Below are 13,704 nucleotides of genomic sequence, written 5' to 3'. Positions count from 1 at the left end.
GTCGGCCGGTGGCCGGGGGCCGCTCTTCGTGTGACACGCGGGGGTGTTCTCACCGTTCATGCGGGTGCCGGATTGGCTTTACCGCCGCAGGTAGGGGCAGGATGCCTCCCTGGGCGCGAGGGTCTGGCGACGGACCCGGGTCCGGGGACTCACCGGGGACCCTGGCAGCATCGGCTTCGCCGTGCCCGACATGCGGCCTGGCCGCGTGGCACGCCTCCATGGCAAGAAGAACACGGGAGTAAGAACATGAACCGCAGTGAGCTGGTGGCCGCGCTGGCCGACCGCGCCGAGGTGACCCGCAAGGACGCCGACGCCGTTCTGGCCGCCTTCGCCGAGACGGTCGGCGAGATCGTCGCCAAGGGCGACGAGAAGGTCACCGTCCCCGGCTTCCTGACCTTCGAGCGCACCCACCGTGCCGCTCGCACCGCGCGCAACCCGCAGACCGGCGACCCCATCCAGATCCCGGCCGGCTACAGCGTGAAGGTGTCGGCGGGCAGCAAGCTCAAGGAAGCCGCGAAGGGCAACTGACGTTGCCGATCCCGCGGGCCGGAGAACGGCGCGCGGCACCGTGACAGACACCGCTGGGGCGGCCCCGGGATCCGGGGCCGCCCCAGCGACGTGTGCGCCGCGCCCGCGCGGCGGAGATCAGAAGGGTCACGGGACCGGGGCCCGGGACCACGGCCCGGGACCGGGGTCAGGCCAGGGACCTGGCCGGAAGCTCCACCTTGGCGCCGAGCTCCATCAGCTTCTCCATGAAGTTCTCGTAGCCGCGGTTGATGAGGTCGATGCCGTGGACCCGCGAGGTCCCCTGCGCGGCGAGCGCCGCGATCAGGTACGAGAACCCGCCCCGCAGGTCGGGGATGACCAGGTCCGCGCCCTGCAGCTTCGTCGGGCCGGACACGACCGCCGAGTGCAGGAAGTTGCGCTGCCCGAACCGGCAGTGCGACCCGCCGAGGCACTCGCGGTAGAGCTGTATGTGCGCGCCCATCTGGTTCAGCGCCGAGGTGAACCCGAGCCGCGACTCGTACACCGTCTCGTGGATGATCGACAGCCCTGTGGCCTGCGTCAGCGCGACGACCAGCGGCTGCTGCCAGTCCGTCTGGAAGCCGGGGTGCACGTCCGTCTCCAGCGCGATGGACTTGAGCTGCCCGCCCGGGTGCCAGAACCGGATGCCCTCGTCGTCGATCTCGAACGCCCCGCCCACCTTGCGGTAGGTGTTGAGGAAGGTCATCATCGACCGCTGCTGGGCCCCGTGGACGTAGATGTTGCCCTCGGTGGCGAGCGCGGCGGACGCCCAGGACGCCGCCTCCAGGCGGTCCGGCAGTGCCTGGTGGGTGTAGCCGCCGAGCGCGTCGACACCGGTGATGCGGATCGTCCGGTCGGTGTCCATCGCGATGATCGCGCCCATTTTCTGCAGGACGCAGATCAGGTCCTCGATCTCCGGTTCGACCGCCGCGTTGGACAGCTCGGTGACACCCTCCGCGAGCACGGCCGTCAGCAGCACCTGCTCGGTGGCGCCCACCGACGGGTACGGCAGCGCGATCTTCGTACCGCGCAGCCGCTGCGGCGCCTCCAGGTACTGCCCGTCTGCCCGCTTCTCGATCTTCGCGCCGAACTGCCGCAGCACGTCGAAGTGGAAGTCGATGGGCCGGCCGCCGATGTCGCAGCCGCCGAGACCCGGGATGAACGCGTGACCCAGCCGGTGCAGCAGCGGACCGCAGAACAGGATCGGGATGCGCGAGGACCCCGCGTGGGCATCGATGTCGGCGACGTTCGCGCTCTCGACCCGCGTCGGGTCGAGCACCAGTTCGCCGGGCTCCTCGCCGGGCCGCACCGTCACGCCGTGCAGCTGCAGCAGTCCGCGCACCACGCGGACGTCGCGGATGTCGGGGACGTTGCGCAGCCGGCTCGGCGCGCTGCCGAGCAGGGCCGCCACCATGGCCTTCGGTACGAGGTTCTTCGCACCGCGGACACGGATCTCGCCCTCCAGCGGGGTTCCGCCGTGGACAAGCAGTACGTCGTCATTGCCGTTGACGGTCATGTATCTCGCGTTCCGGTGAGTGAGGGAGGCAGGGCCGAAGAGGCAAGCGTAATGGCCGGGGACCCGCCTGCAGTAAGCCCGAGGGCCGCCCGGCAGGTCATGGATTCGCCACAACACGGGGCGTGCGTGCACGGCGACTCGGGGTGACCGGCGGACGGCCGGAAGGCATCCGTCCGCGGCGGCCGGAGGTGCGCGTCCCGGCAACCGGAAGCTGCGCGTCCGGGTGGCTGGAACGTGGCCGGAACCATACCCGCCCCGCCCGTGCGCCGGGGCCGCTTCCCTGCGCCCCGGCCGGCCCCCCGGCCGCGTACCCGGATTGCCTCCCCACGCCGGGGAAGATGCGGGATCATGTCTGGCATGACCGAGGTGTCCTCGCTCACCGGGCGGCTGCTCGTGGCCACGCCGGCCCTGTCGGACCCGAACTTCGAGCGCGCGGTGGTGCTCCTCCTCGACCACGACGAGGAGGGCTCGCTCGGCGTCGTCCTCAACCGGCCGACCCCGGTGGACGTGGGCGACATCCTCGAGGCCTGGGCCGACTTCGCCGGCGAGCCCGGAGTCGTCTTCCAGGGCGGCCCCGTCTCTCTCGACGCGGCGCTCGGCGTCGCGGTCATCCCCGGCGGCGGCTCCGGCGAGCGGACCCCGCTGGGCTGGCGGCGGGTGCACGGCGCGATCGGCCTCGTCGACCTGGAGGCCCCGCCGGAGCTGCTGGCCTCGGCGCTCGGCTCGCTGCGGATCTTCGCCGGGTACGCGGGCTGGGGACCGGGCCAGCTGGAGGACGAGCTCTCGGACGGCGCCTGGTACGTCGTCGAGTCGGAGCCCGGAGACGTCTCCTCGCCGTCCCCGAAGACGCTGTGGCGCGAGGTGCTGCGGCGGCAGCGCAGCGAGCTGGCGATGGTGGCCACATATCTGGACGACCCGTCGCTCAACTGAACCCGCCACGTTTCAGTACCCTTGGCCGCATGAGCACTCTCGAGCCCGAGCGCGGGACCGGTACGGGGACCCTCGTCGAGCCGACGCCGCAGGTGTCGCACGGCGACGGCGATCACGAGCGCTTCGCGCACTACGTCCAGAAGGACAAGATCATGGCGAGCGCCCTCGACGGCACGCCCGTCGTGGCGTTGTGCGGCAAGGTGTGGGTCCCGGGGCGGGACCCGAAGAAGTACCCGGTGTGCCCCATGTGCAAGGAGATCTACGAGTCCATGGAGAGCGGCGGCGACGGCGACGGCGACAAGTAGCGCCACCCGGCCGTCGTGACCTCCGGGCGACGGACGACGGGCGTCGTGACCTCCGGGTGACGGGCGTCGGGGGTGCGGGGGAGGGGTAGGGACGGCGGGGGCGTACCCCGCCGCCACGGCCCTCTTCGACGGGGCCGCCGCCCCGGCCCTGGGAGGCGACCGCATGAACCACCCCTCACCACCCCCCGCACCGACCCCCGCCCTCGTCCCCGCCCCTCGCCACGCCGTGCCCGCGGCGCCCACCCGCACGCCCGTCCTCGACCCGCACACCACGATCGAGGAGCCGTGCGGCACCACCGCCGTCGCGAACTGGCTGCGCGGCACCCTCGGCGCGGCCCTCGGCCTCCCGCTGTCGCCGCACACCCCCGGCAGCCCCGCCCGCACCCGCGTCCGGCTCACCCTCGCGCCCGACCTGGCCGGGGAGCTCGGCGGCCCGGAGGGCTACCGCATCGGCACCACGCCCCACTCCGTCATCCTCACCGCCGCCGCCGAACCGGGGCTCTTCCACGCCGCGCAGACCCTGCGTCAGCTCCTCGGACCCGAGGCCTTCCGCCGTGCCCCCGTCACCGCGCGCCGCCACTGGCCGGTCCCGGCCGTCACCCTGGAGGACGGCCCCCGCTTCCGCTGGCGCGGGCTCATGCTGGACGTGGCCCGGCACTTCATGCCGAAGGACGGCGTCCTGCGCTACGTCGACCTGATGGCCGCGCACAAGCTCAACGTCCTCCACCTCCACCTCACCGACGACCAGGGCTGGCGCATCGAGATCCGGCGCCACCCCCGCCTCACCGAGGTCGGCTCCTGGCGGACCCGTACCAAATTCGGCCACCGCGCCTCGCCCCTGTGGGAGGACAAACCGCACGGCGGCTTCTACACGCGGGACGACATCCGCGAGATCGTCGCGTACGCCGCCGCCCGGCACATCGCCGTCGTCCCCGAGATCGACATCCCGGGGCACTCCCAGGCCGCCATCGCCGCGTACCCGGAACTCGGCAGCACGGACGTCGTCGACACCTCCTCCCTCACCGTCTGGGACGACTGGGGCATCTCGCCCAACGTGCTCGCCCCCACCGACACCGTCCTCCGCTTCTACGAGGAGGTGTTCGAGGAGGTCCTGGAGCTGTTCCCGCCGGACGCGGTGCCGTACTCCGGTTTCTCACGGTTCGTCCACATCGGCGGGGACGAGTGCCCCAAGGATCAGTGGCGCCGCTCACCGGCCGCGCAGGCGCGCATCCGGGAACGGGGGCTGGACGGCGAGGACGGGCTCCAGGCGTGGTTCGTCCGCCACTTCGACGACTGGCTCGCCGCCCGCGGCCGACGCCTCATCGGCTGGGACGAGATCCTAGAGGGCGGCCTCGCGCCCGGCGCGGCGGTCTCCTCCTGGCGCGGCTACGAGGGCGGTGTCGCGGCCGCACGGGCCGGCCACGACGTCGTCATGTGCCCCGAGCAGCAGGTGTACCTGGACCACCGTCAGGACCCCGGCCCGGACGAGCCCGTGCCCATCGGCTTCGTGCGCACCCTGGAGGACGTCTACCGGTTCGCGCCCGTTCCCCCGGAACTGACCCCGGACCAGGCCCGGCACGTCCTCGGCGCCCAGGCCAACGTCTGGACGGAGGTGATGGAGGACCAGGGGCGCGTCGACTACCAGGCGTTCCCCCGCCTCGCCGCGTTCGCCGAGGCCCTCTGGTCCCCGCTGCCGCCGCCCGCCGAACGGGACTTCGCCGACTTCGACGCCCGCATGACCACCCACTACGCCCGCCTCGACGCCCTGGGTGTCGCCTACCGCCCGCCCCAGGGCCCCCATCCCTGGCAGCGCCGCCCAGGGGTGGAGGGCCGCCCCCGCTAGGGGGGACCCGCCGGGGGCGTGCCCCAAGGGGCGCGGGGCTGTGCCGACATGCGGCTCCGCCGCGTGGGCGCGAGAAGCCCCGCCCACCCGCACGTCCGGGGTCGAAGGGGCAGCGCCCCTTGGCAGGGACGGGAAGGGCGAGGGCGGCGGGGGCGACGAGAAAAGGCCCGCCCCCCACGGCCGAAACCCGCACCCCGCACCCACCCGCACACTCGCCCAACCCGGGTGAACAACCCCAACCCGCCCCGACCCGTAATGAACGGCCAAACCCACCCAACCGCGCACGGGAGGGGCGAACGCCCCCTAGCGGACCCCCGCATCCGCCCCCCGCGAAGATGTGCCAGAGTTGCCACGTCCGCCCTGTCGGCACGTACCGTACGGCAGCACAGGCAGGACCAGGTGGGGCAGCGGGAAGGGGCAGCCGGTTTGACCACGCACGCACCGCAGGCGGCGCAGGCCGTGACACTGCCCGGGTCGCTGGACGAGGCCGTGGCGGCACTCGCCGCCATGCCCGCCGCAGTGCCCGTGGCGGGCGGTACGGACCTCATGGCGGCGGTCAACTCCGGGCAGTTGCGCCCCGCCGCCCTCGTCGGACTCGGCCGCATCAGCGAGATCCGCGGCTGGCAGTACCAGGACGGCCACGCCCTCCTCGGCGCCGGCCTCACCCACGCCCGCATGGGCCGCCCCGACTTCGCCGCGCTCATCCCCGCCCTCGCCGCGGCGGCCCGCGCGGCCGGCCCCCCGCACATCCGCAACGCGGGCACGCTGGGCGGCAACATCGCCTCCGCCGCCCCCACCGGGGACGCGCTGCCCGTACTGGCCGCCCTGGAGGCGACGCTGGTCATCGCGGGACCGGGTGGCGCCCGCCGCGAGATCCCGGTCTCGCACCTGCTCGCCGGCATGGAGATGCTCGGCGCGGGCGAACTCATCGGCTACGTGCGCGTACCGCTGCTGCACGCCCCCCAGGTCTTCCTCAAGGCCACCGGGCGCACCGGACCCGGCCGCGCCGTCGCTTCCGTCGCCCTGGTCCTCGACCCCGCCAGGCGCGGGGTGCGCTGCGCGGTGGGCGCCATCGCGCCGATGCCGCTGCGCCCCCTGGACGCCGAGCACTGGGTCGCCCAGCTCATCGACTGGGACAACAACCGTGCGCTCGTCCCCGAGGCGCTGACAGCCTTCGGGGACTATGTCGCCGCGGCCTGCATCCCCGACGCCGTCCCGGCCGAGGACGGCACCGTGGAGCAGTTGCCGCCCGCCGTACTGCACCTGCGGCGCACCGTGGCCGCGCTGGCCCGACGAGCACTGGGGAGGGCACTGTCATGACCGACGACCAGCACGGGGAGGAGCCGCGCCGGGAGTCCCCCCAGGGCTCCTGGGAGCGGCTGCCCCAGGGGGACTACGACGACGGTGCCACCACCTTCGTCCAGCTCCCCGAGGGCGGCATCGACGCGCTGCTCGCCTCGCACACCCCGCTCGCCGCGCCCGGTCACGGCTACGTGCCGCCGTCCTTCACGCCGAGCCCGCAGCAGGGCGAGGCCGGGCCGCACGGCGAATGGGGCGCCCCCGCCGAGGGCACGGGCTGGCCCGAGGCGGCCCCGGGCACGGACCCCCGGTACGACCGGCACCCGCAGCAGGGGCAGCCGTACGAGGAGTCCGGCCACGACCCCCGCCGGGAGCAGAGCGGCGGCGACACGTCCGGGCACGGCTTCGCCTACCACCCGCAGTCCACCGGTCAGTGGACCTTCGAGGAGCCCGCGAACCCGGGCGGCCCCCAGGGTGGTCCCGCCCCGGGGCACGACGTCACCGGCGAGTGGTCGATCCCCGTCGCCGGGGGCGATCTGCCGGACGAGTCGGGCGAGTTCACCACGTCGTCCCTGGTCGAGCAGTGGGGCGGCACCCCGCCCCCGACCCTGCCCGGCGGCGCCGCCGCGCCCTGGGCGCCCCCGGAGTCCGGTGACCGGTCCACCGAGGCCCCTGGCGGCCCGTTCGACGGGTCGTACGCGCCGGAGGGTGCCGCGAGTGCGCCGGGCGGCCGGCAGGCCCTCCAGGAGCCGTCCACGCCCGCCGACCCCGCTCGCACCGACGAGCAGGCAACCTCCGCCTACGCCGGGGACCACACCGGCACGGACCCCTACGCCCCGCACGACGGCCCGGCCCCGGCCCGCCAGGAGCCGTACGCCGCTCCGGCCCCGGCCGGACACCGGGACCCCGACACCGGCGCCGACACCGGCCCGGCCCGGCAGCCGTCCCCGGACGTCGAACCGCCCGTGGCCGAGGCCGCCCCGCAGGCACCCGGGGCGACGGAGACGGCGGGAACGACGGAGCGGCACCGGGAGCCGTCCGAACCCTCCGCGTCGTTCGAGCCGTTCGCGCGGCCCGCCCCGTCGCCGCAGCCGCAGGAGCACCCGGAGCAGCAGCCCCCCGCCGAGGACCGCGCCCCGCGCCGCCGGCCCGCACGACCGGACCCCGACGCCGACGCGCGTCCCGACGGACCGGCGGACGCCCCAGGTTCCGCCCCCGAGGACCCGGCCGCCCAGGACCCCGTCCCCGAGGACCGGGTCCCCGAGGACCACGCCTCGGAGGACCCCGTCCCCGCCGGCGCCGTGCCCTTCCCCGACGAGCACCCCCTCGTCTCGTACGTCCTGCGGGTGAACGGCGCCGACCGCCCCGTCACCGACGCCTGGATCGGCGAGTCGCTGCTCTACGTGCTGCGCGAACGGCTCGGCCTCGCGGGCGCCAAGGACGGCTGCTCGGAGGGCGAGTGCGGGGCCTGCAACGTCCAGGTGGACGGCCGCCTCGTCGCCTCCTGCCTGGTGCCCTCGGTCACCGCCGCCGGCACCGAGGTGCGCACCGTCGAGGGGCTCGCCGTCGACGGGCAGCCCTCCGACGTGCAGCGGGCGCTCGCCCGGTGCGGTGCCGTGCAGTGCGGATTCTGCGTGCCGGGCATGGCGATGACCGTGCACGACCTCCTGGAGGGCAATCCGGACCCCACCGACCTGGAGGCCCGCCAGGCGCTCTGCGGCAACCTGTGCCGCTGCTCGGGCTACCGGGGCGTGCTCCACGCCGTGCGGGAGGTCGTCGCCGAGCGCGAGGCCCTCGGCGCGGCCGACGAGGAGTCCGGCGAACGGACGGGCGACGAGGCCGCGGCACCGTCCGGGGGCGGGGAACCGCTCATCCCGCACCAGGCGGGTCCCGGCGAGGGCGGCATCCACCACGACCAGTCGTACGGCCAGGACGGAGGCCAGCGTTGAGCAACGAAGCCGCCACCGCGCCCGCCGCGGCGGCCGCACCCGCCCCCGAGCCGCTGCCGCACGGCATCGGTGTGTCCCTGCCGAGCGCCGACACCCGCGCCAAGACCGAGGGCACCTTCCCCTACGCCGCCGACCTGTGGGCCGAGGGCCTGCTGTGGGCGGCCGTGCTGCGCTCGCCGCACCCGCACGCGCGTGTGGTGTCCATCGACACCAGCCACGCCCGCGAGATGCCCGGCGTGCGCGCCGTCCTGACCCACGAGGACGTGCCCGGCACCCCGGTGCACGGCCGGGGCCGCGCCGACCGCCCGGTGTTCGCCTCCGAGGTCGTACGCCACCACGGGGAGCCGCTGGCCGCCGTCGCCGCCGACCATCCGGACACCGCGCGGATGGCCGCCGCCGCCGTCATCGTCGAGTACGAGGTGCTCGAACCGGTCACCGACCCCGAGCAGGCGTTCGAGGCCGAGCCGTTGCACCCGGACGGCAACCTCATCCGGCACATCCCGCTGCGCCACGGCGACCCGGAGGCGGCCGGTGACATCGTCGTCGAGGGGCTGTACCGCATCGGCCGCCAGGACCCCGCCCCCATCGGCGCCGAGGCCGGACTCGCCGTGCCGCGTCCCGACGGCGGCGTCGAGCTGTACCTGGCCTCCACCGACCCGCACGCCGACCGCGACGCGGCCGCCGCCTGCTACGGCCTGCCACCCGATCAGGTGAAGATCGTCGTCACCGGGGTGCCGGGCGCCACCGCCGACCGCGAGGACCAGGGCTTCCAGCTCCCGCTCGGCCTGCTCGCGCTCAGGACGGGCTGCCCGGTCAAGCTCGCCGCCACGCGCGAGGAGTCCTTCCTCGGCCACGTCCACCGCCACCCCACCCTGCTGCGCTACCGCCACCACGCGGACGGCGAGGGCAGGCTCGTCAAGGTCGAGGCGCAGATCCTGCTCGACGCGGGCGCCTACGCCGACACCTCGTCCGAGGCACTGGCCGCCGCCGTCTCCTTCGCCTGCGGCCCCTACGTCGTCCCGCACGCCTTCATCGAGGGCTGGGCGGTGCGCACCAACAACCCGCCCTCCGGGCACGTGCGCGGCGAGGGCGCCATGCAGGTGTGCGCCGCGTACGAGGCGCAGATGGACAAGCTGGCCAAGAAGCTCGGCGTCGACCCGGCCGAGCTGCGGCTGCGCAACGTGCTGGCCACCGGCGACGTGCTGCCCACCGGACAGACCGTGACCTGCCCGGCGCCGGTCGCCGAACTCCTCCAGGCGGTACGGGACTTCCCGCTGCCGCCGCTGCCCAAGGACACCCCCGCCGACGAGTGGCTGCTCCCGGGCGGCCCCGAGGGCGCGGGCGAGCCCGGCGCGATCCGCCGGGGCGTCGGCTACGGCCTGGGCATGGTGCACATGCTCGGCGCGGAGGGCGCGGACGAGGTCTCCACGGCGACGGTGAAGGTCCAGGACGGGGTCGCCACCGTGCTGTGCGCGGCCGTCGAGACCGGCCAGGGCTTCAGCACGCTGGCCCGGCAGATCGTCCAGGAGACGCTCGGCGTCGACGAGGTGCACGTGGCGCCCGTCGACACCGACCAGCCGCCCGCGGGCGCCGGCGCCCGGGGCCGCCACACCTGGGTGTCGGGCGGTGCGGTGGAACGGGCCGCGAAGATGGTCCGCACCCAGCTCCTCCAGCCGCTCGCACACAAGTTCGGCATGTCCACCGAGCTGCTCCAGATCACCGACGGCAAGATCACCTCGTACGACGGGGTCCTGTCGACCACCGTCGCCGAGGCGCTGGACGGCAAGGAACTGTGGGCCACCGCCCAGTGCCGGCCCCACCCGACCGAGCCGCTGGACGGCTTCGGCCAGGGCGACGCCTTCGTGGGCCTCGCGTTCTGCGCGATCCGCGCGGTGGTCGACGTCGACATCGAGCTCGGCTCGGTGCGGGTGGTCGAGCTGGCGCTCGCCCAGGACGTGGGCCGCGTCCTCAACCCGGCGCAGCTCGCCGCGCGCATCGAGGCGGGCGTGACGCAGGGCGTGGGCGTGGCGCTCACGGAGAACCTGCGCACCGCGCGCGGCGTCGTCCGCCACCCCGACCTCACGGGGTACGCGCTGCCGACCGCGCTGGACGTCCCCGACATCAAGATCGTGAAGCTGGTGGAGGAACGGGACGTGGTGGCGCCCTTCGGCGCCAAGTCGGTGAGCGCGGTGCCGGTGGTGACCTCGCCGGCCGCCGTCGCCTCGGCGGTGCGCGCGGCGACGGGCCGCCCCGTCAACCGCCTGCCGATCCGGCCGCAGGCGGCGGTGGTGACGTCATGACATCACCGGACGCGGCGGATCGGGGCCCCGCGAGGGGCCACGCGAGGGGCCCCGAGACGACGCCGACGTCGGTGTCGGAGCCGGGACCGGTGCCGGGCGAGCGGTACGAGCCGCCGCCGAGCATGGGCAAACTGCTGCTGTGGATCCTGCTGTTCGTCCTCGCCGCGGTGGTCGTGGTGGCGGGCGGCGTCTACTTCACCTGAGGTCGGGCGAGGTCGCCCGAGGCCACCTGCGGTCGCCTCGGATCGCCTGGGGTCCGCCCGGGGCGACCGCCCGCGGACGGAACCGGCGGCTCCCCCCGAGTGTGCCCCAATTCACGCCCCGTATCGGGCTGTTGGGGCCTCCAGGCGGTGCGTTGTGCGGGCCGTTGTCAGTGGGGCGGCGTATGGTTTTTCGTGTCGGGGAGGCCTGCGGGGGACGTGGGCCGCCTCGCCGCCACGACCACGTGCGGCGAGGTGCAGGGACACGGGCCACGGTGCACGGGGGAAGCGATGAACACGATCTGTCCGAAGGGGATGGCGGACGCGGCGGCGGAGCGGCCGCCGGGAACGCGGGCGCGCACGGGGACGCGCCGGTGGCCGACGGGCCACGCCGGCCGGCCCGGCCGCCCCGGCCGTCCGGTCGGACTCGCCCTGGACCTCCCGGACCGCTTCCTCGACGACACGTTCGGCGCGGGCGCGATCATCCGCTTCGAGGACGTCGACTTCCCGGCCACGCTCACGCACGAACCGACCCGCCGCTTCCTGCGCGAGGTCGGCCTGCCCGAGCGGGAGTACGGCTTCGAACTCGACACGGACGTGCCGCTGCCGACGCTCACGGAGTACGCCGAGTACGAGGCGGAGCACGCGCACTTCCTGCCGGACGTGGCGCCCCGCCGGCTCCCGTACCTGGCCGACCGCCTGATACGCCTGGGCACGCTGCTGCCCGGCACGGACCTGGTCCTGGACGGAACCACCGGCGAGGTGCGGTGCTGGCGCGCCCCCGACCGGACGGCCCACCCGCTGACGGCCGACCTCTCCACGCTCACGGTCACCCTCTGGCTCCTGCACCGCGACCGCCGCACCTCCGTGGCCCGCCGGGCGCACGCCTGACCCACCGCGGCACCGCCACGGTGTTCTACGCGACTCTGACCACGTACTTGCCCCGGACACCGCCCGCCTCCAGCGCCCGGTGGGCCGCCGCGGTCTCCTCCAGGGGGAAGACCGTGTCCACTGCGGGGCGCAGCTTCCCCTCGACCACATGGCGGGCGAGGTCGTCGAAGTGCGCCCGCGTGGGGTTGCCGCTGAAGGCGCGCACCCGGCCGCGTCCGTGGACCGTGCTGGCGGCGAGGTAGCCGAGCGACGCGGCGAGCCGTTCCAGGTCGAAGGCGATGGTGACCATGCGCCCACCGGGGCTCAGCAGGCGGCGGAAGGTCCGCAGTCCGGTCCCCACGGTGTCCAGGACCACGTCGAAGCGGCCCAGTTCCGTCGGCCGCACGCTCCGGTGGTCGACGGCCTCGTGCGCGCCGAGCCCGCGGACGAAGTCGAGGTTGGCCGCGCGGGCGAGGGCCGTGACCTCGGCGCCGTACGCCCGTCCGAGCTGTACGGCGGCGTTGCCGACGCCGCCCGCCGCGCCCCGGACGAGGAGTCGTTCGCCGGGGCGCAGCGCGGCCTTGTCCCGCAGGGCGGTGACGGCCGTGGTGGCCACCGGCAGCGCGGCGGCGTCCACGAGATCCAGTCCGTCGGGAACCCGGCCGGTCCGCTCGGCGGCCACGGTCACGTACTCGGCGGCGCTGCCGAACCCGGAGGTGCGGCCCAGGACCCCCCATACCCGGTCGCCGTCCGCGAACCCCGCGACTCCGGCACCCGATGCCGCGACCTCGCCGGTGAAGTCCACGCCGACACGCTGGGGAAATCTCCGGCCGGTCACGAGACGGAGGCGGCCGGCACGGGCGGCCAGTTCTCCGCCGTTGACACTGAACGCGTGCACCCTCACCAGCACCTCGCCGGCGGCCGGCTCGGGGCGTGGCACACGGCCCACGTACAGCACGTCGGGGCCGCCGTAGCGGTCGTACAGCACTGCTTTCATCATGCGGTCGTTCATCGTTCCGCCTCTGCCGCCGGTGGTCGTGGGTCGTTCGAGGAAGCAGCGCCGACGGTAGGCTCCGAAGTGGACGTGATCGTCCGTTCGGGCCCGAAGCGAGAGGCAGTGATGGTGGAATCCCCTCGGATCGCGGCCCAGGACGGGCTGCGGGCCGACGCCCGGCGCAACCGGGAGCGCATCCTCGCCGCCGCCCGTACGGTCTTCGCGGAGCGTGGGATCGACGCCCCGATGGCGACCGTGGCGCGTCGGGCCGGAGTCGGCGTGGCGACGCTGTACCGGCACTTCCCGACCCGGGACGCCCTGGTGCGGGGCGCGTACGCGCAGCAGATGGAGACCTGTGGACGGGCGCTCACCGATGCTCTGGCCGACCCCGACCCGTGGCACGGCTTCCAGCAGCTGATCGAGACGGTCTTCGCCCTGCAACGGGAGGAACGCGGGTTCCCGGCCGCGTACGTCGCGGCCTTCCCGGACAGCGGGCCGGAACACGCGCGGTACCGGCGACAAGGCGAGCGGGACTTCGCGACGCTCGTACGCAGGGCCCAGGCCTCGGGCGCTCTGCGGGCCGATTTTCACCCTTCCGACCTCGCCGTGGTCCTGCTGGCACACTGCGGCCTGGTCACCGCCCTGCAGGGGGACGGTGCGGCGTCCCGGCGTCTGCTGGCCTACCTGCTCGCGTCGTTCCGCGCCGGCCAGGCCGACGATCCGCTGCCTCCGCCGTCCGCGCTGACGCTGGGCGGTCTCCCGATCCCGGCCGACGGCCCCCCGCGGCAGCGGGCCTTTAGAACCTGACCCGACGGACACGGCACCCGACGCGGCTTCGGCCGCCGTTCGCCGAGGCGGCGGGCAGCGCACTCACCGGAGGCCGTGGCGGGAATCGAACCCGCGTTATTCGCTTTGCAGGCGAATCCCTGAACCACTCGGGCACACGGCCGGGCAGTGGCGAAACGGTCGGCCC

The 13,704-nt window shown here is 74.7% G+C and carries 12 protein-coding genes and 1 tRNA gene; 10 read left to right on the top strand and 3 right to left on the bottom strand.

Annotation, left to right across the window (positions count from 1 at the left end; translation table 11 throughout):
* Positions 1-246: 246 nt before the first annotated feature.
* Positions 247-528, top strand: a complete 282-nt coding sequence (locus tag QFZ64_RS13855) for an HU family DNA-binding protein (RefSeq protein WP_307065549.1) — start codon at positions 247-249, stop codon at positions 526-528.
* A gap of 166 nt (positions 529-694) precedes the next feature.
* Here QFZ64_RS13855 and murA read toward each other — a convergent pair whose 3' ends face one another.
* On the bottom strand, positions 695-2,041 hold the full coding sequence (murA, locus tag QFZ64_RS13850) for a UDP-N-acetylglucosamine 1-carboxyvinyltransferase (RefSeq protein ID WP_307065547.1): 1,347 nt from the start codon (positions 2,039-2,041) through the stop codon (positions 695-697).
* 357 nt (positions 2,042-2,398) lie between these two features.
* Here murA and QFZ64_RS13845 point away from each other — a divergent pair, with 357 nt between their 5' ends.
* The 8 genes from QFZ64_RS13845 to QFZ64_RS13810 all read left to right on the top strand — a co-directional run bounded on the left by QFZ64_RS13845 (position 2,399) and on the right by QFZ64_RS13810 (position 11,758).
* Positions 2,399-2,971: a YqgE/AlgH family protein gene (locus QFZ64_RS13845; protein ID WP_307065545.1), complete on the top strand. Its 573-nt coding sequence runs from the start codon at positions 2,399-2,401 to the stop codon at positions 2,969-2,971.
* A 29-nt stretch (positions 2,972-3,000) separates the two neighbouring features.
* Positions 3,001-3,276, top strand: a complete 276-nt coding sequence (locus QFZ64_RS13840) for a DUF3039 domain-containing protein (protein WP_307065543.1) — start codon at positions 3,001-3,003, stop codon at positions 3,274-3,276.
* Between the two features lie 163 nt (positions 3,277-3,439).
* Positions 3,440-5,119 carry a beta-N-acetylhexosaminidase gene (locus QFZ64_RS13835; RefSeq protein WP_307065541.1) on the top strand — a complete coding sequence of 560 codons (1,680 nt, stop codon included), beginning with the start codon at positions 3,440-3,442 and terminating at the stop codon, positions 5,117-5,119.
* A gap of 426 nt (positions 5,120-5,545) precedes the next feature.
* The gene (locus QFZ64_RS13830; RefSeq protein ID WP_307065539.1) at positions 5,546-6,439 is read left to right on the top strand and encodes a xanthine dehydrogenase family protein subunit M; all 894 of its coding nucleotides are present in this window, start codon (positions 5,546-5,548) and stop codon (positions 6,437-6,439) included.
* Positions 6,436-8,367, top strand: coding sequence for a (2Fe-2S)-binding protein (locus tag QFZ64_RS13825; protein WP_307065537.1), 1,932 nt, complete (start codon positions 6,436-6,438; stop codon positions 8,365-8,367). The genes QFZ64_RS13830 and QFZ64_RS13825 overlap by 4 nt, the downstream gene beginning before the upstream one ends.
* On the top strand, positions 8,364-10,667 hold the full coding sequence (locus tag QFZ64_RS13820; protein ID WP_307065535.1) for a xanthine dehydrogenase family protein molybdopterin-binding subunit: 2,304 nt from the start codon (positions 8,364-8,366) through the stop codon (positions 10,665-10,667). The genes QFZ64_RS13825 and QFZ64_RS13820 overlap by 4 nt, the downstream gene beginning before the upstream one ends.
* Before the next feature lie 71 nt (positions 10,668-10,738).
* Entirely contained in the window at positions 10,739-10,870 is a 132-nt protein-coding gene (locus tag QFZ64_RS13815; RefSeq protein WP_307065533.1) for a hypothetical protein, read from the top strand.
* Between the two features lie 288 nt (positions 10,871-11,158).
* Positions 11,159-11,758: an SUKH-4 family immunity protein gene (locus tag QFZ64_RS13810; RefSeq protein ID WP_307065531.1), complete on the top strand. Its 600-nt coding sequence runs from the start codon at positions 11,159-11,161 to the stop codon at positions 11,756-11,758.
* A 25-nt stretch (positions 11,759-11,783) separates the two neighbouring features.
* Here the strand turns inward: QFZ64_RS13810 and QFZ64_RS13805 are convergent, their stop codons facing one another.
* Positions 11,784-12,749 carry an NAD(P)-dependent alcohol dehydrogenase gene (locus QFZ64_RS13805; protein WP_307065529.1) on the bottom strand — a complete coding sequence of 322 codons (966 nt, stop codon included), beginning with the start codon at positions 12,747-12,749 and terminating at the stop codon, positions 11,784-11,786.
* 108 nt (positions 12,750-12,857) lie between these two features.
* On the opposite strand from QFZ64_RS13805, the gene QFZ64_RS13800 reads away from it, so the two are divergent.
* The gene (locus QFZ64_RS13800; protein ID WP_307065527.1) at positions 12,858-13,538 is read left to right on the top strand and encodes a TetR/AcrR family transcriptional regulator; all 681 of its coding nucleotides are present in this window, start codon (positions 12,858-12,860) and stop codon (positions 13,536-13,538) included.
* Between the two features lie 70 nt (positions 13,539-13,608).
* Here the strand turns inward: QFZ64_RS13800 and QFZ64_RS13795 are convergent.
* Positions 13,609-13,680: transfer RNA gene (locus QFZ64_RS13795), tRNA-Cys, on the bottom strand.
* Positions 13,681-13,704 lie beyond the last annotated feature (24 nt).

The sequence above is a fragment of the Streptomyces sp. B3I8 genome, assembly GCF_030816915.1.
Classification (GTDB): Bacteria; Actinomycetota; Actinomycetes; order Streptomycetales; family Streptomycetaceae; genus Streptomyces.
This window is presented reverse-complemented; position numbering and strand designations above follow the sequence as displayed.

Bases quoted from the DNA above. Each gene is read 5' to 3' on its own strand.
- murA (WP_307065547.1), bottom strand. From the start codon at position 2,041: ATGACCGTCAACGGCAATGACGACGTACTGCTTGTCCACGGCGGAACC.
- QFZ64_RS13835 (WP_307065541.1), top strand. From the start codon at position 3,440: ATGAACCACCCCTCACCACCCCCCGCACCGACCCCCGCCCTCGTCCCC.
- QFZ64_RS13840 (WP_307065543.1), top strand. From the start codon at position 3,001: ATGAGCACTCTCGAGCCCGAGCGCGGGACCGGTACGGGGACCCTCGTC.
- QFZ64_RS13805 (WP_307065529.1), bottom strand. From the start codon at position 12,749: ATGAACGACCGCATGATGAAAGCAGTGCTGTACGACCGCTACGGCGGC.
- QFZ64_RS13810 (WP_307065531.1), top strand. From the start codon at position 11,159: ATGAACACGATCTGTCCGAAGGGGATGGCGGACGCGGCGGCGGAGCGG.
- QFZ64_RS13855 (WP_307065549.1), top strand. From the start codon at position 247: ATGAACCGCAGTGAGCTGGTGGCCGCGCTGGCCGACCGCGCCGAGGTG.
- QFZ64_RS13825 (WP_307065537.1), top strand. From the start codon at position 6,436: ATGACCGACGACCAGCACGGGGAGGAGCCGCGCCGGGAGTCCCCCCAG.
- QFZ64_RS13845 (WP_307065545.1), top strand. From the start codon at position 2,399: ATGACCGAGGTGTCCTCGCTCACCGGGCGGCTGCTCGTGGCCACGCCG.
- QFZ64_RS13800 (WP_307065527.1), top strand. From the start codon at position 12,858: ATGGTGGAATCCCCTCGGATCGCGGCCCAGGACGGGCTGCGGGCCGAC.